This is a genomic window from Kibdelosporangium persicum (assembly GCF_013280595.1).
Lineage (GTDB): Bacteria > Actinomycetota > Actinomycetes > Mycobacteriales > Pseudonocardiaceae > Kibdelosporangium > Kibdelosporangium persicum.
In genome coordinates this window covers 188,555-214,513 of record NZ_JAAATY010000015.1, presented here as the reverse complement: position 1 = coordinate 214,513, position 25,959 = coordinate 188,555, and the positions used below count along the sequence as shown (strand labels likewise).

At 68.5% G+C, this 25,959-nt stretch carries 20 protein-coding genes; 11 read left to right on the top strand and 9 right to left on the bottom strand.

The genetic code is table 11. The features are described 5' to 3' along the window. Positions 1-19: 19 nt before the first annotated feature. The 3 genes from GC106_RS25995 to GC106_RS25985 form a co-directional block, all read right to left on the bottom strand. Entirely contained in the window at positions 20-1,471 is a 1,452-nt protein-coding gene (locus GC106_RS25995) for a family 43 glycosylhydrolase (RefSeq protein ID WP_173135900.1), read from the bottom strand. A gap of 2 nt (positions 1,472-1,473) precedes the next feature. Beyond that, complete coding sequence (locus GC106_RS25990) at positions 1,474-3,975, bottom strand: alpha-L-arabinofuranosidase family protein (protein ID WP_312872847.1); 2,502 nt, start codon at positions 3,973-3,975, stop codon at positions 1,474-1,476. Between the two features lie 172 nt (positions 3,976-4,147). Next, positions 4,148-4,729 (bottom strand): TetR/AcrR family transcriptional regulator, encoded by a 582-nt coding sequence (locus GC106_RS25985; RefSeq protein WP_173135898.1) that lies wholly within the window; start codon positions 4,727-4,729, stop codon positions 4,148-4,150. Positions 4,730-4,833: 104 nt separating this feature from the next. Here GC106_RS25985 and GC106_RS25980 point away from each other — a divergent pair, with 104 nt between their 5' ends. The 3 genes from GC106_RS25980 to GC106_RS25970 are packed head-to-tail and all read left to right on the top strand — an operon-like array spanning position 4,834 to position 8,502. Further along, entirely contained in the window at positions 4,834-6,153 is a 1,320-nt protein-coding gene (locus GC106_RS25980) for a cytochrome P450 (RefSeq protein ID WP_173135896.1), read from the top strand. Positions 6,154-6,211: 58 nt separating this feature from the next. Further along, the gene (locus GC106_RS25975) at positions 6,212-7,057 is read left to right on the top strand and encodes an SDR family NAD(P)-dependent oxidoreductase (RefSeq protein WP_173135894.1); all 846 of its coding nucleotides are present in this window, start codon (positions 6,212-6,214) and stop codon (positions 7,055-7,057) included. Then, positions 7,054-8,502, top strand: coding sequence for a flavin-containing monooxygenase (locus GC106_RS25970; protein WP_173135892.1), 1,449 nt, complete (start codon positions 7,054-7,056; stop codon positions 8,500-8,502). Before GC106_RS25975 ends, GC106_RS25970 begins: the two co-directional genes overlap by 4 nt. Here GC106_RS25970 and GC106_RS25965 read toward each other — a convergent pair. Next, the gene (locus tag GC106_RS25965) at positions 8,480-9,487 is read right to left on the bottom strand and encodes a LacI family DNA-binding transcriptional regulator (protein ID WP_173135891.1); all 1,008 of its coding nucleotides are present in this window, start codon (positions 9,485-9,487) and stop codon (positions 8,480-8,482) included. The genes GC106_RS25970 and GC106_RS25965 overlap by 23 nt on opposite strands. A gap of 187 nt (positions 9,488-9,674) precedes the next feature. Between GC106_RS25965 and GC106_RS25960 the strand changes: the two genes are divergently transcribed. The 5 genes from GC106_RS25960 to GC106_RS25940 all read left to right on the top strand — a co-directional run bounded on the left by GC106_RS25960 (position 9,675) and on the right by GC106_RS25940 (position 14,321). Next, the gene (locus GC106_RS25960; RefSeq protein WP_173135888.1) at positions 9,675-10,538 is read left to right on the top strand and encodes an RNA polymerase sigma-70 factor; all 864 of its coding nucleotides are present in this window, start codon (positions 9,675-9,677) and stop codon (positions 10,536-10,538) included. Between the two features lie 69 nt (positions 10,539-10,607). Next, positions 10,608-11,354 carry an SDR family oxidoreductase gene (locus GC106_RS25955; protein WP_173135887.1) on the top strand — a complete coding sequence of 249 codons (747 nt, stop codon included), beginning with the start codon at positions 10,608-10,610 and terminating at the stop codon, positions 11,352-11,354. A 119-nt stretch (positions 11,355-11,473) separates the two neighbouring features. Then, a complete protein-coding gene (locus GC106_RS25950) occupies positions 11,474-12,481 on the top strand; it encodes a polyprenyl synthetase family protein (protein WP_173135885.1) in 1,008 nt (335 codons plus the stop codon). Between the two features lie 201 nt (positions 12,482-12,682). Next, positions 12,683-13,147: a hypothetical protein gene (locus GC106_RS25945; protein ID WP_173135883.1), complete on the top strand. Its 465-nt coding sequence runs from the start codon at positions 12,683-12,685 to the stop codon at positions 13,145-13,147. A 34-nt stretch (positions 13,148-13,181) separates the two neighbouring features. After that, on the top strand, positions 13,182-14,321 hold the full coding sequence (locus tag GC106_RS25940) for an epoxide hydrolase family protein (RefSeq protein WP_173135881.1): 1,140 nt from the start codon (positions 13,182-13,184) through the stop codon (positions 14,319-14,321). A gap of 90 nt (positions 14,322-14,411) precedes the next feature. Here the strand turns inward: GC106_RS25940 and GC106_RS25935 are convergent, their stop codons facing one another. The 3 genes from GC106_RS25935 to GC106_RS25925 are packed head-to-tail and all read right to left on the bottom strand — an operon-like array spanning position 14,412 to position 17,972. After that, positions 14,412-16,583, bottom strand: coding sequence for a xanthine dehydrogenase family protein molybdopterin-binding subunit (locus GC106_RS25935; RefSeq protein WP_173135879.1), 2,172 nt, complete (start codon positions 16,581-16,583; stop codon positions 14,412-14,414). Beyond that, positions 16,583-17,533, bottom strand: a complete 951-nt coding sequence (locus GC106_RS25930) for an FAD binding domain-containing protein (RefSeq protein ID WP_173135878.1) — start codon at positions 17,531-17,533, stop codon at positions 16,583-16,585. The genes GC106_RS25935 and GC106_RS25930 overlap by 1 nt, the downstream gene beginning before the upstream one ends. Beyond that, positions 17,520-17,972, bottom strand: a complete 453-nt coding sequence (locus GC106_RS25925) for a (2Fe-2S)-binding protein (protein ID WP_173135876.1) — start codon at positions 17,970-17,972, stop codon at positions 17,520-17,522. The genes GC106_RS25930 and GC106_RS25925 overlap by 14 nt, the downstream gene beginning before the upstream one ends. 175 nt (positions 17,973-18,147) lie before the next feature. Between GC106_RS25925 and GC106_RS25920 the strand changes: the two genes are divergently transcribed. Both GC106_RS25920 and GC106_RS25915 read left to right on the top strand, forming a co-directional pair. After that, the gene (locus GC106_RS25920; protein ID WP_173135874.1) at positions 18,148-18,717 is read left to right on the top strand and encodes a TetR/AcrR family transcriptional regulator; all 570 of its coding nucleotides are present in this window, start codon (positions 18,148-18,150) and stop codon (positions 18,715-18,717) included. Between the two features lie 181 nt (positions 18,718-18,898). Next, positions 18,899-19,651 (top strand): EI24 domain-containing protein, encoded by a 753-nt coding sequence (locus GC106_RS25915; RefSeq protein WP_173135872.1) that lies wholly within the window; start codon positions 18,899-18,901, stop codon positions 19,649-19,651. Here the strand turns inward: GC106_RS25915 and valS are convergent. After that, the gene (gene valS / locus GC106_RS25910; RefSeq protein WP_173135870.1) at positions 19,625-22,111 is read right to left on the bottom strand and encodes a valine--tRNA ligase; all 2,487 of its coding nucleotides are present in this window, start codon (positions 22,109-22,111) and stop codon (positions 19,625-19,627) included. The genes GC106_RS25915 and valS overlap by 27 nt on opposite strands. Before the next feature lie 104 nt (positions 22,112-22,215). On the opposite strand from valS, the gene GC106_RS25905 reads away from it, so the two are divergent. Next, positions 22,216-23,790: an MFS transporter gene (locus GC106_RS25905; RefSeq protein ID WP_173135868.1), complete on the top strand. Its 1,575-nt coding sequence runs from the start codon at positions 22,216-22,218 to the stop codon at positions 23,788-23,790. On the opposite strand, the gene GC106_RS25900 is transcribed toward GC106_RS25905, so the two are convergent. Continuing rightward, the gene (locus GC106_RS25900; protein ID WP_312872846.1) at positions 23,783-25,879 is read right to left on the bottom strand and encodes a transglycosylase domain-containing protein; all 2,097 of its coding nucleotides are present in this window, start codon (positions 25,877-25,879) and stop codon (positions 23,783-23,785) included. The genes GC106_RS25905 and GC106_RS25900 overlap by 8 nt on opposite strands. Positions 25,880-25,959: the final 80 nt, after the last annotated feature.

Sequence of the window (25,959 nt, the reverse complement as noted above, 5' to 3'; positions counted from 1 at the left end):
CGAGGAGCAAGCTCTTGTCTCAGCTGATCCGGAACGTCACTCGCTGACGGTCGCGCTGAGCACTGCCCGGCCGGACGACCACGAACCTGCCCGAGTCGTGCCCGAGGTAGGCCGCTGAATCGCCGGTCGTCCGGAACGAGACCGCCTTGCTGTCGGCGAGCCCGGGAACCTGGACAAAACTGGCCGCCTTTCCGTACACATCGGACTCGTCGTACGGGTCGACTCGGATGGTCACCGAATCGACCACGCGGACATACCGGTCAGGGAAGTTCACCGACTGCAACGCCACCCGGCCGGGATCGCGGAAGCCCGGGACGATCCGGAACTGCGAGTCGGCGAGGTCGCGCACATCGCCGTCCACCCTCAGGCGGTAATCATAGTGCCGGACGTACAGGTTCGGCGCGTCCAACGGCGAGAATCGCAGCGCCGGCCCGCCTTTGCCCACCGGGACGCCGAAACTCGGTGTGCCGTCCTCGTTCCAGTACAGCCGTTGCACGCGGGTGTGCCGATTGGGGTCGTACAACGGGTCGCCAGTGATCTCACTGTAGTCGCGCGCGTGGTAGACCAGCACATCCGTGCCGTCCTCGGCGACCGTGAACGAGTTGTGCCCCGGCCCGTACTGCTTGGTGTTCTCGTTCGTGGTGAAGATCGGCTGCTGCGCCTTGGTCCACGAGCGCGGGTCGAGCAGGTCCGACTGTTCGTCGGCGGTGAGCAGGCCCATGCAGTAACGCGCGTCGGTCGCGCTGGCCGAGTAGGTCATGAACACGCGGCCGTTGCGGATGATCACCGCGGGCCCTTCGTTGACCTTGAAGCCCTGGATCTCCCACGGCAACGTCGGGACGGTCAGCCGCACCGGGTCGCCCTTGATCGCCAGCGGCGACGCCATCTCGGCGATGTAGAGGTTGCTGTTGGTGGCGATCCCCGGTTCGCTCTGCGCCCAGGCGAAGTACCGCCTGCCGCGGTGTTCGAACGTCGTCGAGTCCAGCGTGAACGTGTCCCACTTGGTGATCATCTGGCCGCGCAGGACCCACCCGTCCGCGCGCGGATCGTCCGCCGCGGACTCCAGGATGTACGTCCTGATCCGGAACACGTCGTCGGAGTCGCCCGCGGCGAAGTACACGTACCAGCGGCCGTCGATCCGGTGCAGTTCCGGAGCCCAGATGTGCCCGCCCATCCTGCCGGAGGACGGCCTGCGCCAGATCGTGCGTTCCCGGGCGGACGCGAGGCCGTCGATGGTCGGCGCACCGCGCACGACGATGCGGTCGTACTCCGGGACGGAGCCGGTCATGTAGTACATCCCGTTCACCGGCTTGGTGATGAACGGATCCGCACGCTGCTCGATCAGCGGATTGCGGGTGGTGATGGCCGATGACCCCGGCTCAGCGGCGTTCGCCGTGGCGGTTGTGGACGCTGCCGCGCCGGTGACCAGCAGTCCACCACCGGCCAGCAGCACGTTTCGACGACTGGGCATGATCAGTTCCTCTCCCTGGCCTGGATCCGCAGGAACGTCACGGAGTTGGCCGGGAACGTGTAGGTGAATGTGTTCGCCACGCCGGTGAACCGGGACTCCCGTGGCCGGATCGGCTGTGTGTAGGCGGTGTTGACGTCGTCGGGCTGACCTTGCAGCGTGGTCACCCGCGCGGTCGATCCGACGTGGACATTCCGGCCGAGGTCGATCCGGGTCCGGGCGTCGGCATTCTGGGCGTTGACCACCTTGACGATCAGCTCGCCGGTCCTCGTGTCCCGGGTGACCACCTGACGGAACGGCTCGGCCACCTTGTCGTCGGTGAAGCCGCCCCAGCGCTGCCCGTCGAGGAAGAGTTCGACCTGGCGGCCACGGACCGAGATCCGCACGTCGTACTGCCTGCCGGTGTCGATCGTCGTCCCGTTCGGGATCAGGGTCTCCTTGCCGCCGCCGACCGCCTTCTCCACCGCCGACTGCGTGTTGTTCCAGCCGCCCAGGTTCCACCAGTAGTAGTTGCCGGTGTCCTTGACGCCGAACGCGATCAGGAATCCCTCCCGCCCGGCGAGCTTGGTCGCCTTGACGTTCAGGTCGTAGTCGCTCCAGGCCGGGTCGCCCGCGGTGACCATGGTGTTCTCGGCGGCCTGGTCGGACTGCACGTACGCGCCGTCCACGACGGCCCACGAACCACGGCCGCTCTTCGTCCAGCGCGCGTCCGTGCCGGAGAAGTCCTCGGTGAAAAGGCTTGTCCCGTCCGCCGACGTGATCTTGACGTCGTCATAGGACGCGCTCGTCGCCCATGTGGACAGTCCGATCGCGCCGGAGATCGGTGCGACAGTGGTCGGTGTGGCGGACGCCTTGCTCGGCACGACGTGGTTGCCGACGTTGGTCATGAAGAGCTTCTGCGTCTCGTAGCTGGTCGATCCCCACGAGGTGTGGTTGTTGAACCAGATCATGTCGGGGCGCCACTGGACGTAGTCCGTGTTGGCCAGCAACGGCGCGTAGGAAGCCAGTTTCACCACGTCGGCGTTACGTTCCAGGCCGGTCATGTACGCGGCTTCGGTCAGCGCGTTGTAGAACCGGTTGTCCTGGGAGGCGTACTCACCGAGGAACACCTTGGGACCGTTGCGGTCGTACGAGTCGTACCGTTGGTTGTTCTGCAGAAACCACTGTGGACTGTTGTAGTAGTGCTCGTCCACCATCGCGACCTTGTCGGCGCGGTTGAGTTCCCACAGCCGGTCGAAGGTAACCCCGGTGTCGTCGGGGCCCGAGTTGCTGATCACCGTGATGGCCGGGTACCTGGCCTCGATGGCCTCGCGGAACTCGACGAACCGCGCGAAGAACTCGTTCGGCAGGTTCTCCTCGTTGCCGACTCCGATGTGGGTCAGGTTGAACGGCGCCGGGTGCCCCATCTCGGCCCGCTTGCGGCCCCACGTCGACGTCACGGGGCCGTTGGCGAACTCGATCAGGTCGAGCGTGTCCTGGATGTGCCGTTGCAGCAAGGCGGGGTCGTCGGTCGCACGGTTCTGGCCGCAGCCGGTCACCAGCGCGGGCACGACCGGCAGCGGCATCGCGCCGATGTCCTCGGCGAACTGGAAGTACTCGTAGTAGCCGATTCCGTAGGACTGGTTGTAGCCCCAGAAGTTCGCGTTGGTGGCCCGCTGTTCGACCGGCCCGACGGTGTCCTTCCATTGGTACGAACGCTTCCGCTCCCAGTTGGGTGCCTCGTAGCCGTAGTGGCTGCCGGTGTTGACCAGGCAACCACCGGGGAAGCGGACGAACCCGGGCTTCAGCGCGGCGATCTTCTCCGCGAGGTCCGCGCGCATCCCGTTCGGCCGGTTCTTGTAGGTGTCACGCGGGAACAGCGAGACCATGTCCAGCCGTAACGTGCCCGTACCGCTGGCTTTGAGCGTCAGCCGTCCGGTGGTGCTGGTCTGCCGTGCCCTGATGGTGCCGGTGTACTTGGTCCAGCGGTCGCCGCGTACCTGGATGCGGAGCGGATCGGCCAGCGCCTGGCCTGCGGGATCTGTGACGGTGGCGGTCAGCGGCATGCCGTCGGTGCGTGCCCAGACCGAGAAGTCGTACAGCTTCCCGCTTTCGACCCGAATCCCGGAGTTGTAGCCGGCGTTGGCGATGCCGTACTCGCCGCGCAGGTCCATCCGCAGGTAGCGGCGGTTTCGCTCGTTCATCCGGCCGTCGTCGTCCACGACCTGGACCGATCCCGCTCCCCCAGTCGGCGCCCACGACGTCAAGCCGTTGTACGACGCGTTGTCGGCCGGGTCGTACTCGAACGACCTGTTCTGCACGAGTTCGGCGTAGAGCCCGCCGTCGGCGGCACGGTTGATGTCCTCGAAGAAGACCCCGTACATCGTGCGGTCGATCGACGCGCCCCGGCCGGCCGAGTCCACGTTGAGCGTGTAGTCCGTCGGTTGTGCCCCCGCGGCTCCGGGACTGAGGACCAACCCGAGTGTTAGCGCTAACACTAACGGACGGATGATGACCTTCGTGGACACGACACATCCTTTCGCACCGTTGCGAAGACGGATCAGCGGCGAACAGCATCAGATCGTGCAGTCTCGCCGCCCGTTCGTCAATGGTCTGTTAGCGCTAACCACCCAGCCCACCCCTCGTGAGTGTTTATCGGGGTTAGAACCCGGACAACCACTCACGAGGGCTTTTGACTGGTCAGGCGTGTGGGCCGAGCAGGGCGATGGCGGAGCGGACCGCCACGTCGGCGATGTCCGTGGGACGGCCGCCGTCCTCCACGGTCGTCGCGATCAGTTCACGCAGCCCGCCGAGCAGGATGACCGCCTCCTGGCGGGACACCGGGCGAACTCCCGCGGCACGTAGTTCGTCGGTGTCGCACAGGGTTTGCACCATCTCGACGAAGGCTTCCATCATGTCCCGCTGCAACTGGCGGGCCGCGGCGCCCAGCGAGGGCAGGTCACGAATCCAGCTGACCATGATCGCCGGGGTGGACTCCGCGCACGCGATCCACGCTTCGACCGCCTGCCTGATCTGGTCCTGCCACGGGGCCTTCGGGTCGACGGCCGCGGAGATGTACCGGATCATTTCCGCGTTCGCCGCGGTCAGCAGGGCCGAGAAACACTCTTCCTTGCTCGCGAAGTGTTCGTAGAAGGTCCGACGTGACGTGCGGGCCCGGCGCACGATGTCGGCGACCGTCGTGTTGCGGTAGCCGTCCTGCACGATCGAGGCGGCCAGCCCGTCGAGCAGGCGCTGGCGGAATGTGTCCTCGACAGTCGTCACCACTGCCACGGTATACGCCTTCCGCCGCCGAACCCTTGCACCCGAATGGTACGCCAGCGTACCGTCACCGTGGTACGGTCACGTACCACGGCGGAAGGACACCGATGACGCTTCCTCCAGGCCCGGGTGTGCCGCGCTTCGTGCAGGGCGCCTACGCGCTGACCAGACCGCAACGCGGGATGCGGCGGATGCGCGAGCGCTACGGCGACGCGTTCCGCATCAACGTGCCGATCTTCGGCCGGGCCGTGGTGATCAGCGATTCCGCCCAGATCAAGCAGGTGTTCACGGCGGGCACGGACGTGGTCGACAACATCGAACGCAACCTCGGGCGGGTGCTCGGCCCGGGCTCGTTGTTCGCGTTGCGCGGCGCGGAGCACCAGAAGCAGCGCAAGCTGCTCGTGCCGCCGTTCCACGGCCGACGCCTCGTGGCGTACGAGAAGATCATCGAAGACGAGACCGTGCGCGAACTGGCCACCTGGCCACAGGGCCGCCCGTTCCCGGTCATGCCGTCGATGATGCGGATCACGCTGAACGCGATCCTGCGCGCGGTGTTCGGCGCCGAGGGTGCCGAGTTCGAGCGACTGCGCGACCTGCTGCCGAGGTTCGTCGAATACGGTTCCCGGCTGGCGGTTCTGCCCATCCCGCAGGGCAAGTGGGGTCCGTGGCGCAAGTTCTGGGCCATGCGCCGCGAGTACGACGCCATCGTGGAACGGCTGATCATCAAGGCACAAGACCTCGACGGCCGGGACGACGTGCTGGCGATGATGCTGCAGAGCCGTTACGACGACGGCTCGCCGATGAGCCACAGCGACATCGCGGACCAGCTGCTCACGTTGCTGTCAGCGGGACACGAGACCACGGCGACCACACTCGCGTGGGCAGTCGAGCGGCTTCGCCGTCACCCCAAGGTACTGAGCGACCTCGTCGCCGAGGTGGACGCGGGCGGAAAGGCACTGCGCGAGGCGACTGTCCTGGAAGTGCAACGAATTCGCCCGGTGATCGACCTGGTCGGCCGCCAGGTGAAGGCGGAGAGCCTGCGGCTGGGGCCGTGGACCGTGCCGAAGGGCTACTCGATCATCGTCAGCATCTCGCTGGTGCACCAGGACCCGAAGCTGTTTTCGAACCCGCGCGCCTTCGACCCCGGCCGGTTCCTGACCGCCAAACCCGACTTCTCCCAATGGATTCCGTTCGGCGGCGGCACCAGGCGGTGTCTCGGCGCCGCGTTCGCGAACATGGAGATGAACGTCGTGCTGCGCACCCTGCTGCGGGACTTCACGCTGGTGCCGACCACCGAACCGGGCGAGCGGTGGCATTCGCGTGGGATCGCCAACGCGCCTGAACAAGGCGGTCTCGCGGTGGTGCGGCGCCGCGTCCGTCCTGTTGCGACGGAAACCGAGACGACGACGGCGGGAGCACACTCTTGAGCCCAGACGTGAGCACTGTTGCTCGACCTCATCGACCGGCACGCGGCAAGGAGCACCGATGCGCCCACTTCCTGAGCTGACCGGCCGCCCGGTGATGATCACCGGTGCGGCGTCCGGCATCGGCCGCAGCCTCGCGCAGCGGCTGTCCCGGCTGGGTTCGCCGGTGGCCATCGCCGACATCAACGAGACCGAGCTGGAGAAGACCGCGGCCTCACTGTCGGGCATGGTGCTCACCCGTGTGCTCGACGTGAGCGACGCCGCCGACCAGTACCGGTTCGCCGACGAGGTGCGTGAGTGGCTGCCTGGCCCGCTCGCCGCGGTGTTCAACAACGCCGGCGTGGCGATCTCCAGCAGCGTGCTCGACGCGGTGCCCGAGGACGACGAGTGGCTGCACAGCATCAACTTCCACGGCGTCGTCAACGGCACGCGCGCGTTCCTGCCGATCCTGGTGGCACAGGACGAAGGCGTCATCGTGAACACCTCCAGTGTGTTCGGCCTGGTCGGCATGCCGAACCAGAGTGCGTACTGCGCCGCGAAGTTCGCCGTGCGCGGGTTCACCGACTCGCTGCGTCAGGAACTTCGTGGCACGGGCGTGCGCGCGGTGAACGTGCATCCCGGCGGGATCAACACGAACATCGTGCGCAACGGCCGCTTCCGCAAGGACCCGGACGGCCGCGGCCGGACCAAGGAGCAGATCGCCGCCGACTTCGCGGCGATCACGATGACCTCACCGGACAAGGCCGCCGAGATCATCCATCGCGGCGTCGAGCGCGGCAAGGCACGGATTCTCGTCGGCCCGGACGCGTACGTGTTCGACGCGCTCGCCCGGATCGCACCCACGCATTACTACTCCGTGATGGCACGGCTGCAGTCGTCCCGGTCGCGGCGGAAGGAGTCGAAGTGACCGGTCATGTCGACGTGCTGATCGTCGGTGCCGGCCTGTCCGGTATCGGTGCGGCGCACCACATCCAGTCGGCCTTCCCGCGCCGGACGTTCGCGGTCCTGGAGGCCCGCGACGCCATCGGCGGTACCTGGGACCTGTTCCGCTATCCCGGTGTGCGGTCCGATTCGGACATGCACACCCTCGGCTACCGGTTCCGTCCGTGGACGCAGGCGAAGTCCATCGCGGACGGACCGTCGATCCTCTCGTACATCCGGCGGACCGCCGAAGATGCCGGGATCGAGCGCGCCATCCGCTTCGGGCACAAGGTCGTACAGGCCTCATGGTCCACTCAGGATTCGAGGTGGACGGTGACCGCGGAACACAAAGGCAAGCCCGTGCGGATCACAGCGTCCTTCTTGTACCTGTGCACGGGCTACTACGACTACGACGCCGGGCACATGCCGGAGTTCCCCGGAATCGAGAAGTTCGGCGGCACGGTCGTGCACCCGCAGCACTGGCCGCAGGACCTGGACTACGCGGGCAAGAAGGTCGTCGTGATCGGCAGTGGCGCGACCGCCGTGACGCTCGTGCCCGCCTTGGCGGCCGATGCCGGGCACGTGACGATGCTGCAACGCTCCCCCACGTACATCGCCTCGATGCCCGGTGAGGACAAGATCGCCAACCGCCTGCGGCGGCTGCTCGGCGACGGCCGGGCGTACGCGATCACACGGTGGAAGAACGTCGCGCTTGCCACGCTGCTCTACCAACTGAGCCGTCGCCGCCCTGGCGTGATGAAATCCCTGCTGCGCAAGGCCGTCCAGAAGCAACTGCCGCGTGGCTACGACGTCGACACCCACTTCAACCCGCGCTACCAGCCGTGGGACCAGCGTCTGTGCCTGGCGCCGGACGGCGACATCTTCCGGGTGATCCGGCGCGGGCGCGCGTCCGTGGTCACCGACCACATCAAGGAGTTCACGCCGTCCGGGCTGCGCCTGGAATCCGGCGCGACGCTGGACGCGGACGTCGTGGTCGCCGCGACCGGACTGCGGCTGCTGGCGTTCGGCGGCATGCGGCTCATCATCGACGGCAACGACGTCAAACTGCCGGAGACCATGGCCTACAAGGGCATGATGCTCAGTGGCGTGCCGAACCTCGTGTTCACGGTCGGCTACACCAATGCCTCATGGACGCTCAAGGCCGATCTGGTCAGCGAATACACCGTCCGGCTGCTGCGACACATGTATCGCAACGGCTACACGCGGTGCGTGCCGACCAACGACGACCCGTCCGTCACCGAGCAGCCCTTGCTCGACTTCCAGGCCGGGTACGTGTTGCGCGCGATCCACGAGTTCCCCAAGGCCGGTTCGCGTGCACCGTGGAAACTCGGTATGAGCTACGCCCACGATGTCGTCACCCTGCGCTACGGCAAGATCGACGACGGCGCTATGCGTTTCGCACGAGCGTAGTGCTGTCCCGCAGGATGACCTCGCCCTTGACGCGGATGACCCGGCGGCGCTCGCCGGGTTCGTCCATCGCCATGGACGCGGCCATCCTGCCCATGTCCTCCAGCGGCAGCCGGACCGTGGTCAGCGACGGCGCCACATCCCGGAGCGTGGGGATGTCGTCGAAGCCCGCGACGGCGATCTTCACACCGCGCTCCCGCACCGCCGCCATCGCGCCGATCGCCATCACGTCGTTCACCGCGAACACGCACCCGGGCGTCGTCCTGCGGTCCAGCAGCTGGGACATGGCCTGGTAGCCGCCGTCCCTGGTGAAGTCGCTGTGCAGGATGACACTCGGCCGCCTGCCTCGCCTGGCCAGGCCGTCGATGAATCCGTCGACCCGGTCCTTCGCCGTGAGCAGCGTGCTCGGGCCTGCCAGGATGCCGAAGGACCGGTGTCCCTGGTCGACCAGCGCCAGCGCGAGGTCCTTGGCGCCGGCGCGGTTGAGCGGCAGGACCGTGTCGGCACCCAGCTTGTCCTGGCCGATCACGACAGCCCGGCCACCGCCCGCCACGAACTCGGCGATCGCCTCGGCGAGCTGCCTGGTGTGCGTGTTGTCCGTGGTCCGGCTGCCCACCATGATCACGGCCCGCGCCTGGCGCGCCCGCATCGTGCTGACGTAGCGCAGTTCCTGTTCCTGCCGCCGCAGGGTCGTGCCCAGCATCATCTCGCCGCTCGGCTCGACCACGGCCATCGCCGCCGCCGCGATCACGGAGAAGTACGGGTCCTGGATGTCCGGGACGACCAGGCCGACCACGTCGCTGCGGCCTCGCGCGACCGCCTGGGCGAAGGTGTTCGCCGTGTAGCCGAGCTCCTCGGCGGCGGCCAGCACCCGTTCCCGGAACCGGGCACCCACCACCCGCTCACTGCCGTTCACGACCCTGGACGCCGTCGCCAACGACACCCCGGCCCGCTCGGCAACCTGCGCGAGGGTGACCTGTGACCCCACGCCCGACCTCCGTACTAGGTGGAAACCGCTTTCCCAGCCTACCCAAGATCGCCGGTCCGGTCAGCGGGTGGTGCGGTCCGCCGAGCCGGTCCGGTCGGGTTGGGTATCGCGAGCCCGCCGTGGAGGTTACGGCCAGGGCCCGCGATGTGCACCGGGTCACGGGGGTGGCATCACCTAAAGTGGCTCTGTGGCCATTGATCACGCCGTGGAGGTCTTCGCCGAGGTGCGGCCCCGCCTGTTCGGCATCGCCTACCGCATGCTCGGCAGTGCGCTGGACGCTGAGGACCTGTTGCAGGACGTCTGGCTGCGGTGGCAGAACTACGACCACACCAAGGTGGAGAACCCGGCGGCCTTCCTGGCCACGGTGACCACCCGGCTGGCGATCAACGCCGGCCAGACCGCACGGGTCAAGCACGAGACGTACGTCGGTCCGTGGCTGCCCGAGCCGGTCGACACCTCCGCCGACCCGGCACTGGGCGCCGAGCGCAACGCCGCGCTCGAGGTCGCCGTGCTGCTCCTGCTCGAGAAGCTGCCGCCGACCGAACGTGCCGCGTACGTGCTGCGGGAGGCGTTCGACTACCCGTACTCGCAGATCGCGGAGATCGTCCAGGTCAGCGAGGTCGCGGCCCGCCAGCTGGTCAGCCGGGCCCGCAAGCACCTGGCCGCGGAGCGCAAGGCGCCGGTCAGCTCGCAGCAACAGCGGCGGCTGCTGGACGCGTTCGTGACCGCGGCGAAGACCGGCGACCTGGCCGCGTTGGAAGAACTGTTCGCCGCGGACGTCGTGAGCTACTCCGACGGCGGCGGCGTGGCGCGTGCCACGAAGATCCCGGTGCTCGGCAGGGAGCGCGTGGCCAAGTACATCCGGGCGTTCGCCGGCCGGTTCTGGGAGGGTGTCGACATCGCGCCGGTGGAGGCCAACGGCCAGGCCGCGGTCGTGCTGCGCAAGGACGGTGTGGCGTTCGCCGCCGTCACGGTGTCGGCGTCGGACGAAGGTATCGACCGGGTGTTCTGGATGCTCAACCCGGCCAAACTCGACGCGATCTCGGCCTGACCTGTCACAGTTCGGGCAGCGGCCTTGTCCTAGCTGGTGCCCGGCCTGAAGCACAGTGAAAGGTGCACCATGAAGATCGTCGTCATCGGCGGAACCGGCCTGATCGGGTCGAAGGTCGTCGAGAAGCTGACCGAGCACGGCCACGAGGCTGTGCCCGCGTCACCGAACACGGGCGTCAACACCCTCACCGGGGAAGGCCTGAAGGAGGTCCTGCGGGACGCCCAGGCGGTCGTCGACGTGACGAACTCGCCGTCGTTCGAGCCGGACGCGGTGCTGAAGTTCTTCACGACCTCGACCACGAACCTGCTCGCGGCCGCGGCCGACGCCGGAGTGGGCCACTACGTCGCCCTGTCGGTCGTCGGCACGGACAGGCTGCCGGACAACAGCTACTTCCGTGCCAAGGTCGCGCAGCAGAACCTGATCAAGGAGTCGGGTCTGCCGTACTCGATCGTGCACGCCACCCAGTTCTTCGAGTTCGTCAAGACCATCGCCGACACCTCGGTCGCCGACGGTCCGGCGATCCGGGTGACGAACGCGGGCATCCAGCCGATGGCCGCCGCGGACGTCTCGGCGGCGATCGCCAAGGTCGCGGTGGCCGAGCCGGCGAACGGCCCGGTCGAGGTCGGCGGGCCGGAGGTGTTCGGAATGGACGACCTGGTCCGCAAGGGCCTGGCGCACTTCGGCGATCCCCGCGAGGTCATCACCGACCCGCAGGCGCCGTACTGGGGCTCCGTGCTCAAGCACGACTCGCTGCTGCCCGGTCCCGGCGCACGCCTCGCCGAGACCCGCTTCGAGGACTGGCTGGCCACCAAGTAGCCCCCTCCCCCTCGTGAGTGTTTATCGGTGTTCTAACCCTGATAAACACTCACGAGGGCTGAGCAGGGGGTCTGGTCGTCCACTGTGGACCTCGGGACGGAGGTACGATCCTCCTGACCATGACACTGCCCTCGACCCTCGACACAGCCGTCACCACGGTGAGCCCTGCCCTGCGTGCGGCCGTCGACAAGTACCTGTGCCCCGAGATCGCGGCCGTGGCCCGCTACCACCACGGCTGGACCGACGCGTCCGGCAGGCCGGCCGAGGCCCGGGGCGGCAAGCTGCTGCGTCCCGCCCTGGCTCTGCTGTCGGCGCAGGCCGCCGGCGCCACCGCGGCGGACGGTGTCGCGGCGGGTGTGGCGATCGAGTTCGTGCACAACTTCTCGCTGCTGCACGACGACATCATGGACGGCGACCGGACCCGCCGTGGACGGGCGACGGCGTGGACGCTGTTCGGCGTTCCGCAGGCGATCCTCGCCGGTGACGCGCTGCTGACGGCGGCCACCACGGTCCTGCTCGACAGCCGTGCGGCCGGTGCCGCACCCGCGGCGAAGTCGTTGATGGCGGCGACCCAGCGGATGATCAGCGGACAGGCCTCGGACGTCCGCTTCGAGCGGCGCGGAGACGTGACGCTGCCGGAGTGTGTGCGGATGGCTCGCAACAAGACCGGCGCGCTGCTGGCGTGTGCCTGCTCGCTCGGTGCGAGCCTGGTCGGCGCCCCGGCCGACTTGGTTCAGCGTCTGAACGATTTCGGCGAGCACATCGGACTGGCGTTCCAGCTGATCGACGACCTGCTGGGGATCTGGGGCGACCCGGCCCGCACCGGCAAGCAGGCCGGGGCCGACCTGCGGGCCCGGAAGAACTCGCTGCCGGTCGTGGCCGCACTGACCGCACCCGGCTCGGCGGAACTGAGGTCGCTGTACCTGCGGCCGGACCCGTTGACCGAGGGGGAGGTGCACCACGTCGCCGGGCTGGTGGAGCGGCTGGGCGGCCGGGACTGGGCGCAGGACGAAGCCGCCAGGCAGATCGCCGCGGCCGAGAAGAACCTCGGGGCCGCGGCGATCCCGGACGACGTGCGGGACGAACTGCGGGAACTGGCCGGGTTCGTCACCGGCAGGCGTTTCTAGACGGCACAGACCGGACACACCACCTCCCCGCCCCGGCCGAGAGGTGCCGCATGGACGGCGCCTTCCCCGAGCAGCTTCATGCATGTCGCTTGACCGGGTTCACCGGTCGCCTGTAAACACCGATAACAAACAACAGGCAGCCGCGCTCCGCACACCCCATGCCGACGGCACGCGGGTCCGCCACTGCTCGGAGGTACTGCCTTGACGTCCACGCTGCCCGACTGGTCAGTCGGCACCCCGTTGCTGACGGGCCTGCGGCCGAGAGATCCGGCGGCGCCGCCCGCCCACCGGCTCGCCGCCGGCACCACCGTCTTCGCCGGGCCGGACGCCACCGCCTGGGCCTTGGAGACCGGCTGGCACATGGCGCTGGACCTGCGGCTGCCCAAACGCTTCGGCGAGACGATCTCGCTGTGGGCGGTGGTGCGGCTCAGCGGCGTGCACGTCATCCCCACGTTCCTGATGCGCGAGCTGACACCGCTCGTGCACGGCGCCGTGGCGCACGGGTTGTCGTCCGGCGCCGTCCTGGGGCATCTGAAGCGGGCCGAGGCATGGCTCGGGCACGCATTACCCGCCGGAGACCAGTTCTCCCGTGAACTGGCGGCAGGCATGACCACCCTTGGCCGCGCGATCACCTACGAGTTCATCGTCCAGGAAGCACGGGGGTGAGCGGGTCCGGGATCGACGGCCTTATGGTGCGGTGATGGAGCCGTTCCGGATCGACGTCCCTCAGGAAGAACTGGACGACCTGCGTGCCAGGCTGCGTTCGACGCGGTGGCCGGAGCGTGAGACGGTCGACGACTGGTCGCAGGGCGTGCCGTTGGACTACGTACGCGAACTGTGCGAGTACTGGGCCGAGGAGTACGACTGGCGTGCGACCGAGGCCCGGCTGAACGCGATACCGCAGTACCGCACCGAAATCGACGGTCTCGGCATTCACCTCCTGCACGTCCGCTCGCCCGAGCCGGACGCGACGCCCCTGGTCCTCACACACGGCTGGCCCGGCTCGATCATCGAGTTCCTCAAGGTGATCGACCTGTTGACCAACCCGGCCGATCCGAGGGACGCCTTTCACGTGGTGTGCCCCACGCTGCCGGGATTCGGCTTCAGCGACCGGCCCGAGCAGCCCGGCTGGGGCATCGGCCGGATCGCCGGCGCCTGGACCGTCCTCATGCGACGACTCGGGTACGGCCGGTTCGGCGCGTCGGGCGGTGACTGGGGAACGAGCGTCTCGACCGAGATCGCCCGGCTGCATCCGGAATCGCTCATCGGGATGCACCTGGTTCCGCCGCTCGCGCCGCCCGATCCGGCCACGTTCGGCTCGCTGACCGACCGCGAACGGGCCGCGCTGGCAACGCTGGAGCACGCCGCCGAGTGGGAGTCCGGCTATTCCAGGCTGCACGCGACCCGCCCGCAGACCATCGGCTACGGCTTGGTGGACTCACCGGCGCTGTTGTGCGCGTGGATCATCGAGAAGTTCTGGTCGTGGACCGACTGCGACGGCCACCCGGAGAACGCGTTGAGCCGCGACGAACTGCTGGACAACCTGATGTTCTACTGGCTGACGCGGACCGGTGCGTCGTCCGCCCGGCTGTACTGGGAGAGCATCCGGCAGGTGGACGAGTGGATCTCCGGCGAGGTGGACGCCACGCTGGACGTGCCCGCCGGGTGTTCGGTGTTCCCGAAGGAGATCCAACGGCCGTCGCGGCGCTGGGCCGAGAAGCGGTTCACCGACATCCGGTACTGGAACGAACCGGCGAAGGGCGGGCACTTCGCGGCGTTCGAACAGCCGGGCCTGTTCGCCGCGGACGTCCGGGCGTTCTTCCGGAGAGTGACCGATTAGGACAGACGACGAGCCTCTTCGCCTGGGACGTCATCCCGGCCGCCGCAGCGGCGACGGCCAGGATGACGTTGTTCAGCCGCATCGAGAACGTCAGTCGATGAGGTCCTCGATCACGATCGGGATGTGCCGCACGCGGATGCCGGTGGCGTTGTGGATCGCGTTGGCCACCGCCGCCGCCATGCCGACCGTGCCGATCTCGCCGAGCCCCTTGGCACCGACCGGGTTGTGCAGCGTGTCCGGGTACTGGACGAAGTGGACATCCACGGCCGGGATGTCCGCGTTCACCGGGACGAGGTAGTTGGCCAGGTCGGCGTTGGCGAACCTGCCGTTCGCCTCGATCTCCAGGCCTTCGTGCAGGGCCGCCGACACGCCCCAGATCATGCCGCCCATGATCTGGCTGCGGGCGGTCTTCTCGTTGATGATCCGGCCCGCGTCGAAGACGCCGAGCATGCGGGACACCCGGGCCTCACGCGTCCACTTGTGCACCCGGACCTCGACGAACTGGGCACCGAACGAGCTGAACGAGTGCTTGGTCAGCTCCTCGCCGGGCGCGGACGTGGCGGTCGCCGAGATCGTCGTGTTCCCGGTCGCCCGCAACAACTCGCCGAAACTCATCGACCGTCCGCCGGCGAGCACCCGACCGTCCTCGTAGGACACTTCGAGCGCTTCGAAGGGCGCGCCGGCGGACGAGGCCAGCGCGGTCAGGTCGTCGATCACCTGCGTCGCGGCGGCCATGATCGCCGAACCCACACTCGCCGTCGCGGTCGACCCGCCGGACAGGCCACCCGGCGGCAGGGCCGAGTCGCCGAGCAACGGTATGACGCGGTCCTGCGCGATGTCCAGCGATTCCGCGCCCACCAGCGACATCACCGTCCACAGGCCGGTGCCCGGGTCCGCACCAGCGGTCCCGACCTCGGCGGTGTCGTCATCCCGCAGCGTGACCCGGACCGTCGCCGGGAACCGGATGGCCGGGAACATCGCCGTCGCGGTGCCCATGCCGACCAGCCAGTCGCCGTCCGCGCGCCCGTCCGGGGAACGCTCGGCCCAGCCGAACCGGTCGGCTCCGATGCGATAGCACTCGTCGAGGTGCTTGCTCGACCACAGCAGGTCGTGGCCGGGCGGCGCGGTCGAGTTGTTGCGCAGGCGCAGCTCGATCGGGTCCATGTTCAGCGCGATCGCCAGCTCGTCCATCGCGCTTTCCAGCGCGAACGACCCCGGGGCCTCCCCCGGCGCCCGCATGTACGTCACCGGCGGGACGTTCAGCGGCACCATCCGCTGGCTGACGGCCAGGTTCGGGGTGGCGTACCACTCACGGGACGTGCCGTGCGAGGTCGGTTCGACGAACGACCGGTCCATCGCCGTGCTGGACCACGAGTCGTGCCGGATCGCCGTCAGCGTGCCGTCCTCGGCCGCGCCGAGCGCGATCTTCTGCAGCGTGGCCGGCCGGGTCGCGGTCGCGGTGAAGACCTGCTCCCTGGTCAGCACCACCTTCACCGGCCGGTCGAGCGCTCGGGCCGCGGCCGCGGCCAGGAACGCGGTGACCGAGGTCCGGCCCTTGCCGCCGAACGCCCCGCCGACGTACGGGTTCACGCAGCGCACCGACTCCACGTCGATCTCCAGCGCACTGGCCAGCTCCGCCGCCTGGATGTAGGCGGCCTGATTGCCGCTGTAGACGATCAGCCCGTCCGCGGTCCACTCCGCCACCGCCGAATGCGGCTCCATCGCGGCGTGGTTCTGCGTGGCGGTCGAGTACGTGGCCTCGACCACGACCGGGCTGGCCGCCAGAGCGTCCTCGATGGACTCGACGCCGTCCGCGAGGACGGTGATCTCGGCCTCGACCCCGGGCCTGGGCGCCGGCGCGATCTCCGCGGTCGGGATGCCGTTCTCGAACGAGGTCACGGCAGGCCGCTCCTGGTAGGAGACCTCGATCAGCATCGCCGCGTCCCGTGCCTGCTCGTACGTCTCGGCGACGACCAGGCCGATCGGCTGGCCGTAGTACGTGACCTCCCTGTCCTGCAAGGGAACCCATGTGGTGCCGAAGAGCGGCGTCTCGGCCGGGCGCATTTCGAGCGAGTCGAACGGCGAGTACACCGCGATCACGCCCGGAGCGCCCTTGGCCGCGGTGACGTCCATGGCCGTGATCTCGCCGTGGGCGGTCGTGCTCACCACGACGTAGCCGTGCACCATGCCGGGCAGCAGGTTGTCGGCGCCGTACTTCGCCCCGCCGGTGACCTTGAGCGGACCGTCCAGCCTGCTGGTCATCAACGACTCCCCTCGATCAGCGCGCGGACCACCGTCCGCCTCAGCAAGGCAGGCTTGAAGCTGTTGTGGGACAACGGCTTGGCTCCGTCGGCCGCGACCGACGCGGCATCTTCGAAGGACTGCGTGGTCGCGGGCCTGCCGCGCAACGCCTCCTCGACGGCGGTCAGCCGCCACGGCTTGGTCGCCACGCCGCCGGCGGCCACCCGGGCATCGGCGATCTGTCCGTCCTGGATGTCCAGGGCGACCGCGGCGGAAGCCAGCGCGAACTCGTACGACTGCCGGTCCCGCACCTTCACGTAGGTGGAACGCCGCGCCCAGTCCAGCCTCGGAACCACGACCTCGGTGATCAGCTCACCGGGCCGCAGGTCGTTCTCGACGTCGGGCGTGTCGCCCGGCACGCGGTAGAAGTCGTCGAGCTTGACCGTGCGCGTGCCGGAGGCGCCGGCCAGCGTGATCTCCGCGTCCAGCGCGACGAAGGCGACGGCCACGTCACTGGCGTGCGTCGCCACGCAGGAATCGCTCGTGCCCAGGATCGCGTGCATCCGGTTGACCCCGTTGATGGCTGAGCATCCGCTGCCGGGCTGCCGCTTGTTGCACGGCATGTTGACGTCACGGAAGTAGCCGCACCTGGTGCGCTGCAACAGGTTTCCGCCGATGCTGGCCATGTTGCGCAACTGCTGCGACGCGCTCTGCAGCAAGGCGCGGGAGATGACCGGGTACACGCCGGGATGTGCGGCGATGTCGCTCATCCGTTCCAGCGCGCCGATCCGCAGGCCGTCGCTGGTGTCGATGCCACGCAGCGGCAGCGCGTTGATGTCCAGAACCCGCTGGGGCGTCATGACATTGAGCTTCATCAGGTCGACGAGCGTGGTCCCGCCCGCCAGGAAGGTCCCCGGTGACGCCACGGCGTCGGCCACTGATTCGGGCGCGGTGAGCTCAAACGGTCGCATCGGCCCGCCTTGCCTGCTCGACGGCCGCGACGATGTTCGGATAGGCCGCGCACCGGCAGATGTTGCCGGACATGAACTCCCGGACGTCCTCGACGTCGTCGCGCACCGCGGCGACCGCCGACATGATCTGGCCGGACGTGCAGAACCCGCACTGCAGCGCGTCCTGGTCGACGAACGCCTGCTGGACGGGGTGCAGGGTCTCGCCGTCCGCCAGCCCGTCGACCGTCGTGACCGGCCGCTTCACCGTCGCGGCCAACGTGAGGCACGAAAGGACGGGCCGACCGTCGACATGCACCGTGCACGCACCGCACTGGCCACGGTCGCAGCCCTTCTTGGGACCGGTGATCCCGAGGCGCTCCCGTAACGCGTCCAGCAGGGTCACGCCGGGATCGATGCTCAGTTGTTCGGTCCTGCCATTGATTTCGAGGGAGATGTCCACTCTTGGCCCCGGAGAGATAGTGTGGTGGGAACCGGATAGATATCCGTTTCAACCGACGCTACCGGATTTTTATCCGCTTGGCAACGAGCTGGAGTCACTGCAGGTCTGGCCGGTCGTGCACTACATTTCAGACAGTGGGTGAGCCCCACTCGACCGACACTCCAGGGGAGGAACGATGACCACGGGATCCGTGAGCCCCCGGCGCGCGGACACCCGGCGCAACAACGAGCGCATCATCGCGGCGGCCAAGGAGTCACTCACCTGCACCGGAGAGGTGTCGTACAACGCCATCGCCAAGAAGGCCGAAGTCGGCGTCGGCACGGTGTACCGGCACTTCCCCACCCCGGAATCGCTGGTCCTGGCGGTGTACCAGAGCGAGGTCCGCACGCTCGTCGACCGGGCGCACGCGCTGCTGCGTGACAAACCGCCCCACCAGGCATTCCGCACGTGGACCGGTCACCTGGCCAGGTACATGATGACCAAGCACGGTCTCGCCTCGGCCCTGCAGGCCGCCTCCCGCACCGCGTACGAAGGCGTGGCCGCCAAGTCGTACGAGGCGATCCTCAGCACTGTGTCGACGTTGCTCGACGCCAATGTGGAGGCCGGCGAAATCCGCGCCCACCTCGACCCGGAAACAGTGCTGCGCGCGCTGGGCGGCGTGATGTTCCTCGATCCCGACGGCGACTGGCAGAACGAGACCGATCAGCTGTTCGACCTGGTGTGGCGCGGCATGCGCACCGACTGAGCCGCCCCCGGCACCGCATGTCCTCATCGACCACACTCCGCTGAAGCGACTGCGCCCGAAGGTAGTCTCCCCACGCGGGCGACTCCAGACAGCTGTCGTCTTCTCGCCGGCCGGCGGCGCCGCACGGCCGAGCGGATGCTCCGCCCAAATCGGGCAATCGGGTCGCTGATAGAAATACCCGGTGCGCGATTTCCTCAAGGGCGTCCGGATGTTCGGACAAGGGCTGGGCATTCTGCTGCGGCGGCCGAAACTGCTGCTGCTCGGGGCCATTCCGGCGGTACTGACCACGCTGCTGTTGCTCGGCGGGATGATCGCGCTGGTGACGTGGATCGACGACCTCGCCACCTGGGTCACGCCGTTCGCCGACGACTGGTCGGCGGGCTGGCAGACCACGATCCGGATCGCCGCGGGCGTCGCGCTGTTCGCCGCGGCCGTGACCATCGGGCTGATCGGGTTCTCGGCCTTGACGCTGGCCATCGGCGCGCCGTTCTACGAGTACATCGCCGAGAAGGTGGAGGACGACCTCGGCGGCGTGCCGGACGCGGTGGACCTGCCGTGGTGGCGGCTGCTGGGCATGGGCATCCGGGACGGCATCATCCTGGTGCTCTGGTCGTTGCTGTACACGATCCCGCTGTTCGTCGCGGGCTTCATCCCGGTCGTCGGGCAGTTCGTGGTGCCGGTGCTGATGGCGATGGTGGCCGCGTGGTTCCTCGCGCTCGAACTGGTCGCGGTGCCGTTCTACCGGCGCGGGATGGCGCTGCGGCAGCGCCGTGCCCACATGCGTAAGCGCCGGATGCTCACGCTGGGGCTCGGGCTGCCCGCGTCACTGCTCTGCGCCATCCCGCTGCTGGCGATCATCGTGATGCCGGTGGCGTTCGTCGGCGGCGTGCTCGTCGCCCGCGAAGTCCTAAGCCAGAGTCACGTCGACGCGTAGCTCGCCGGACGGCTGGACGTCCAGCGACGCGATGTTGCCCGCCGCACGCAGGTCCGGGCCGATCGCCCTGAGCACTTCGAGCTGATCGGCCGGAACGTGCACACGAACGGCGTGCACCGCGGCCCGCATGGACAGTTTCGCGGCCGACTTCTCCCGCCGGACGGCCGTGATCACCGAACTGGCCAGGTCCAGCGCGACGCCGTCAGCCGAGGAGCCACGAACGACCGGCCATGCGGCGGTGTGCACGGAATCCGTGTGCCACCACGACCACGTTTCCTCGGCACTGTAAGGCAGGAACGGCGCGAGCAGCCGGATGATGGTGTCCAGCGCGGTGCGCAACGCGAGCCGCGCGGACTCCGGACTGCCCTCGCTGACGTCGCCGTACGCGCGCTGCTTGACCAGTTCGAGGTAGTCGTCGCAGAACTGCCAGAAGAACCGTTCGGTCCGCTCCAACGCGGTCGTGTACTCGAACGCCTCAAGCGCCTCCGTTGCCTGACCGACCACGTCGTCCAGCACCGCGAGCATCGCCAGGTCCAGTGGATCGGTGACGCTCGCGCCCGCCGACGGCTCGGGGAAGCCGAGCACGAACTTGGCCGCGTTCACCAACTTCGTCGCCAGCCGGCGGCCGATCTTCATCTGGCCCTGGTCGAACGCGGTGTCCGTGCCGGGCCTGCCGCTGGCCGCCCAGTACCGGACCGCGTCCGGGCTGTACTGGTCGAGCAGGCCCATCGGGGTCACCACGTTGCCCTTGGACTTGCTCATCTTCTTGCGATCCGGGTCGAGGATCCAGCCGGACAGCGCCGTGTGCCGCCACGGCAGCGTGTGCGAGTCCAGCTCGGCCCGCAGGATCGTGGCGAACAGCCAGGTCCGGATGATGTCGTGGCCCTGCGGCCGCAGATCCATCGGATACGTCTGGGCGTACAGCGAAGGATCTTCGTCCCAGCCGCAGACGATCTGCGGGGTGAGCGACGAGGTCGCCCACGTGTCCATCACGTCGGTCTCGCCGACGAACCCGCCGGGCCTGCCACGCTGGTCCGCGGTGTAGCCGTCCGGCACGTCCGAGGACGGGTCGACGGGCAACGTCTCCTCGCGCGGCAGGATCAGCTCACCGGGTTCGCCGTTCTGGTCCACCGCGTACCAGACCGGGAAAGGCACGCCGAAGTAGCGCTGCCGGGAGATCAACCAGTCGCCGTTGAGGCCACGGACCCAGTCGTCGTACCGGACTTTCAGGTGCGGCGGGTGCCACCGCAGCTCCTCCCCGCGGCGCAGCAACACCTCCTGGTGCGCGACCGACCGGATGAACCACTGCTTGCTCGCGACTATCTCGAGCGGCTTGTCGCCCTTCTCGTAGAACTTCACCGGGCGGACGATCGGCCGCGGTTGTCCGTCGAGATCACCGGACTCCCGCAGCATGGCCACCACCCGTTCGCGTGCCGTGTGGACGGTCGCCCCGGCGATCCGCTGGTACGCCTCGGCATCGACGCCCTCAGGCGCGTCCGGCAGGACCCGGCCGTCCCGGCCGATGATCGTCCGGGTGGGCAGGTTCAGCTCACGCCACCACCGCACGTCGGTCAGATCGCCGAACGTGCAACACATCGCGATGCCCGCACCGCGCTCCTGTTCCGCGGCCTGGTGTGCCAGGACGGGAATCTCCACACCGAACACCGGCGAAGTCACCGTGGTGCCGAACAACGGCTGGTACCGCTCGTCGTCGGGATGCGCGATCAGGGCGACACACGCGGGCAGCAACTCCGGCCGGGTGGTCTCGATGAAGACCTTCGGCCCCGCCGGCGTGTGGAACGCGATCCGGTGCCACGCACCGGGATGATCACGGTCCTCCAGCTCCGCCTGCGCCACCGCGGTCCGGAAACCGACGTCCCACAACGTCGGCGCTTCGGCCTGGTACACCTCACCGGCGCGCAGCTGACGCAGGAACGCCCGCTGGGACACGCGCTGCGAGCGACGGCCGATCGTGGTGTACGTCATCGACCAGTCGACCGACAGCCCGAGCCGCCGCCACAGGTTCTCGAACGCTTTCTCGTCCTCGATCGTGAGCCGTTCGCACAGCTCCACGAAATTGCGCCGGGACACGTCGACGACCTTCTTCGACCCCGGCTCGGGCGGCTGGAACGACGGGTCATACGGCAGCGACGGTTCACAGCGCACGCCGAAGTAGTTCTGCACCCGGCGTTCGGTCGGCAGGCCGTTGTCGTCCCACCCCATCGGGTAGAAAACGTGCTTGCCCCGCATCCGTTGGTACCGGGCGATGATGTCCGTGTGCGTGTAGGAGAACACGTGCCCGACATGCAACGACCCGCTGACCGTCGGCGGTGGCGTGTCGATGGAGAATACGACGGAACGATCCCCAGGGGCGTCGAACCTGTACAGCCCGGTGTCCTCCCACCGTGCTGCCCACTTCTCGGCCAGGCCGTCCAACGACGGTCGTTCTGGGACGTTCATCCGGATTACCGCTCCGCTCGGTCGGGTCGGGTGAAAGGCTCAGGTTAGCCCCGCGATCGTGGCGGGCCGAGTGAATATGAGGCGCGCGGGGCAAGATTCAGGCCATGACCGCTTCGTCCCCGTGGGCGCCCATGCGCCGGAACGCCTTCCGTGCGCTGTGGATCGCCCAGTTCGCGTCGAACATCGGCACGTGGGCGCAGACCGTCGGCGCGCAGTGGCTGATGGGTGACCTCGGCGGTACCGCGCTGCAGGTCGCGTTGGTCCAGGCGGCCACCACCCTGCCGGTGTTCCTGCTGGTCGTGCCGTCGGGCGCGCTGGGCGACATCCTGGACCGGCGCAAGGTGCTGATGTTCGGCCAGGCACTGATGCTGGCCGGTGCGGGCCTGTTGATGGTGCTCACCGCGAGGGACGTGACCACGCCGAACGTCCTGCTGGCGTTGATCGCGCTGATGGGGGTCGGCCAGGCCGCGTCGATGCCGTCGTTCCAGGCGATCCAGCCGGAACTCGTGCCACGGGAGGAGATCCCGCAGGCCGCGTTGCTCAACGGGGTGAACATGAACGTCGGCCGGGCGATCGGTCCCGCGCTCGGCGGTGCGTTGATCGCGGCGGCCGGCCCGGAGGCGACCTTCGCGTTCAACACGGTGTCGTTCGTCGGTGTGCTGCTGGTGCTCGGGTTCTGGCGGCGCCCGCCTGACCACCGTCCACTCGGAGCGGAACACGTCCTCACCGCGGTACGCAGCGGCGCGCGGTACGTCCGCAGCTCACCGCTGTTCTCCCGGGTCCTGGTGCGGTGTGTCCTCTTTGTCCTCTTCGGCAGCGCGCTGTGGGCGCTGCTGCCCGCGATCGCCCGTGGCCCACTGGGGCTGGGCGCCGGCGGCTACGGGGCCCTGCTCGGCAGCGTGGGCGCCGGAGCGATCGGCGGCGCGTTCCTCGTGCCCCGGTTGCTGCGGACCCTGGGCAAGAACGTCGTGATCACCATCGCCTCGTGTGCCTACGCGGCGGCAACGGCCATCGGCGGGATCACGACGTCCATCACGCTGGCCATCCTGGCGATGCTCATGGCCGGTGCGGGCTGGATCGCCGTACTGTCCACGCTCAACGCCACGGCGCAGGTGCTGCTGCCTGCGTGGACGCGGGCCCGTGCGTTGGCGTACTACCAGCTCATGCTGATGGGCGGCCAGGCCATCGGCGCCATCGTCTGGGGCGCGATCGCCGACCTGCTGGATCTGCGCTGGGCGATGGTGGTCCCCGCAGCCCTGATGGCTTTGATCGCCCTGTACGCGGTCGTCAAGCTGCCCTTGACCGAACGGCAACTCGACGTGACGCCTGCCGCGGTCTGGGACGAGCCGCCCGAGGGCCCGGACAGCGACGACGGGCCTGTTCTCGTCACGCTGGAATGGCGGGTGGACGAGGAGAACTCGGCGGCGTTCGTCGAGGCGATGCAACGGGTCGGGCGGTCCCGCAGGCGTACCGGCGCGTCCATGTGGGGTCTGTTCCGCGACTCGGCGGACCCGGAGCTGTACCTGGAGACGTTCGTGCTCGCGACCTGGCAGGAGCATCTACGGCAGCACCTCGAACGAGGCACTGCCGTAGACGCCACGGTTCAGCAGGCGGCACGGGACCTGGCCGTCGACAACCCCCAGGTCCGGCACCTGATCTGGGCCGGTCCGCCTAGTTGAGGTACTTCGGGTCGGCCGGCGGCAGCGGGGTCGGCGGGATGTCCTTGTGCAGCGGTTTCATCGCCTCGAACCAGGTCCGTGCGGGCACCTTGCCGCCGTAGATGTTGCCGGTCTTGCAGAGGAACGGCCGGTCACCGTCACAGATCGGCCTCGGGGTGTCGCTGTCGCTGAACGTCAGCACGGCGCCCGACAGCCCCGGGGTGGCGCCGACAAAACCCGCCGACTGGTGGATCTGGGTGGTGCCGGTCTTGCCGATCATCTGACGGTCCCAGTTCACGTTGCGCGCCGCCTGCGCCGCTGTGCCCTCGGTCGTGTCCTTGGCCATGCCCTGCGCGAGGCTGCGTGCCAGGCCAGGCTCGACAGCCTGGTCGCAGGGCGCCTCGTTGATCGCGACCGGCTTGCCGTCCCGGTCGAGGACCTGCTCGATCGGGCTCGGCGGGCACCACTTGCCGTCGCCGACGATCGTCGCGCCGACGTTGGCCAGTTCGAGCACGCTGGTCACGGTGACGCCCAGGGTGAACGAGCCGATCTTGCCGTCCTTGACCCACTGCTCCTGGCTGATTCGCAGCGACGGGTCCTTGGCGTCCGGGTCCGGCTTCTCCCCGCCGCGGTTGACCGACTTCATGCTCTCCCGCAGGCCCAGCCGGACCGACATGTCGACGACCTTGTCCAGCCCGGCGCGTTCCTCGAGGATCACGAAGCCGGTGTTCGGCGAGTGCGCGAGCGCGTCCTGCAGCGTCATCTTGCCGCCGCCGCCCTCGCTGTCGTTGGTGACCGTGTAGGGCCTGTTGCCGTTCTTGTAGATGCTCGACGTGTGCGACGCGGGCACGTCGATCTGTTCGTTGACGCCGATGCCGTGGTCGAGCGCGGCGGCCGCGGTGAAGATCTTGTAGATCGAGCCCGCGCCGAACCGGGTGATCGTGCTGGGCAGCCGGTAGGCGGTCTGGCCCTTGGACGCGTCGATACCGAAGTCCCGGTTGGCCGCCAGCGCCCGCACGGGGTGCTTGCCGGCGCCCGGCTCGACGACCGCCATCACGTTGGCGATTCCCTTGGTGTCCTTGGGAACCTGGTTCTCCGCCGCGCGCTTCGCGGCCTCGGTCGCGACCGGGTCCATCGTGGTCCTGATGACGTACCCGCCCCGCTTGAGGTCGTCCTTGGACACCCCGGCCTTGGCCAGGTAGTCCAGCACGTACCCGCAGAAGAACCCGGTGGTGGTGCCGCCGTCGAGGTTGCCGCAGTCGTTGGGCCGGGTGTTGAGCGGCTGGGCTATGCCGAGCGGTTCCTTCTTGGCCGCCTCGGCCGCCTGCGGGCCCTCCGGCAGGAAGCCGGTCTCCAGCATCCGGTCGATCACCAGGTTGCGCCGCTTGAGCGCTTCCTTCGGGTCCTTCAGCAGCGAGCTCGGCTTGTTGACCAGGCCGGCGAGGAACGCGGCCTGCGCGAGCGTCAGCTTGTCCGGCGTGGTGCCGAAGTACGTGCGTGCCGCCGCCTTGACGCCGAACACGTTGCCGCCGAAGGGAACCAGGTTGAGGTACCGGACCAGGATGTCGTCCTTGCCCATCAGCCGCTCGACCTCGAGCGCCAGCTTGGCCTCCCGGATCTTGCGCGCGGGGCTGTGCGCCATGGCCTCCTTGCGGCCCGCCTCGTCGCGCGCGACGACGTACCCGAGGTAGTTCTTCACGTACTGCTGGGTGAGCGTCGACCCGCCGCCCGCGGACTCACCGGCGACGAAGCCGCCGACCGCCTTGAGACTGCGCTGCGCGTCGACGCCGTTGTGCTGGTAGAACCGGTGGTCCTCGATGCCGACGATCGCGTTGCGCATGTACGGCGAGATCTCCTCCGGCTTGGCGATCTCGCGGTCCTGGTCGTACAGGTACGCGATCGGGTTGCCGTTGCGGTCGAGGATCGTGCTGCCCAACGGCAGCTGGGCGGTCACCAGATCCGCGGGCACGGCCGCGATCGTGTCACTCACCCGGTTCGCGGCGACTCCTATCCCGCCCACGTACGGGAAGAGGATGGCCGCCAGAACCACTCCTGCCGTGACACACAACGCCAGCAACTTGCCCAACGCCTTCGCCTGAGAGGCGGCCACACGAAACCCCAATCCCGATGATCTCCGTCTTTCCCCATGGATACAGATGCGCGAGTACCCCGTAACGTTGCTTCCGATAC

Excerpts from the sequence above, each read along its gene's own strand:
- GC106_RS25995 (WP_173135900.1), bottom strand. The coding sequence starts at position 1,471 with ATGCCCAGTCGTCGAAACGTGCTGCTGGCCGGTGGTGGACTGCTGGTC.
- GC106_RS25980 (WP_173135896.1), top strand. The coding sequence starts at position 4,834 with ATGACGCTTCCTCCAGGCCCGGGTGTGCCGCGCTTCGTGCAGGGCGCC.
- GC106_RS25975 (WP_173135894.1), top strand. The coding sequence starts at position 6,212 with ATGCGCCCACTTCCTGAGCTGACCGGCCGCCCGGTGATGATCACCGGT.
- GC106_RS25955 (WP_173135887.1), top strand. The coding sequence starts at position 10,608 with ATGAAGATCGTCGTCATCGGCGGAACCGGCCTGATCGGGTCGAAGGTC.
- GC106_RS25950 (WP_173135885.1), top strand. The coding sequence starts at position 11,474 with ATGACACTGCCCTCGACCCTCGACACAGCCGTCACCACGGTGAGCCCT.
- GC106_RS25940 (WP_173135881.1), top strand. The coding sequence starts at position 13,182 with ATGGAGCCGTTCCGGATCGACGTCCCTCAGGAAGAACTGGACGACCTG.
- GC106_RS25935 (WP_173135879.1), bottom strand. The coding sequence starts at position 16,583 with ATGACCAGCAGGCTGGACGGTCCGCTCAAGGTCACCGGCGGGGCGAAG.
- GC106_RS25930 (WP_173135878.1), bottom strand. The coding sequence starts at position 17,533 with ATGCGACCGTTTGAGCTCACCGCGCCCGAATCAGTGGCCGACGCCGTG.
- GC106_RS25920 (WP_173135874.1), top strand. The coding sequence starts at position 18,148 with ATGACCACGGGATCCGTGAGCCCCCGGCGCGCGGACACCCGGCGCAAC.
- valS (WP_173135870.1), bottom strand. The coding sequence starts at position 22,111 with ATGAACGTCCCAGAACGACCGTCGTTGGACGGCCTGGCCGAGAAGTGG.
- GC106_RS25905 (WP_173135868.1), top strand. The coding sequence starts at position 22,216 with ATGACCGCTTCGTCCCCGTGGGCGCCCATGCGCCGGAACGCCTTCCGT.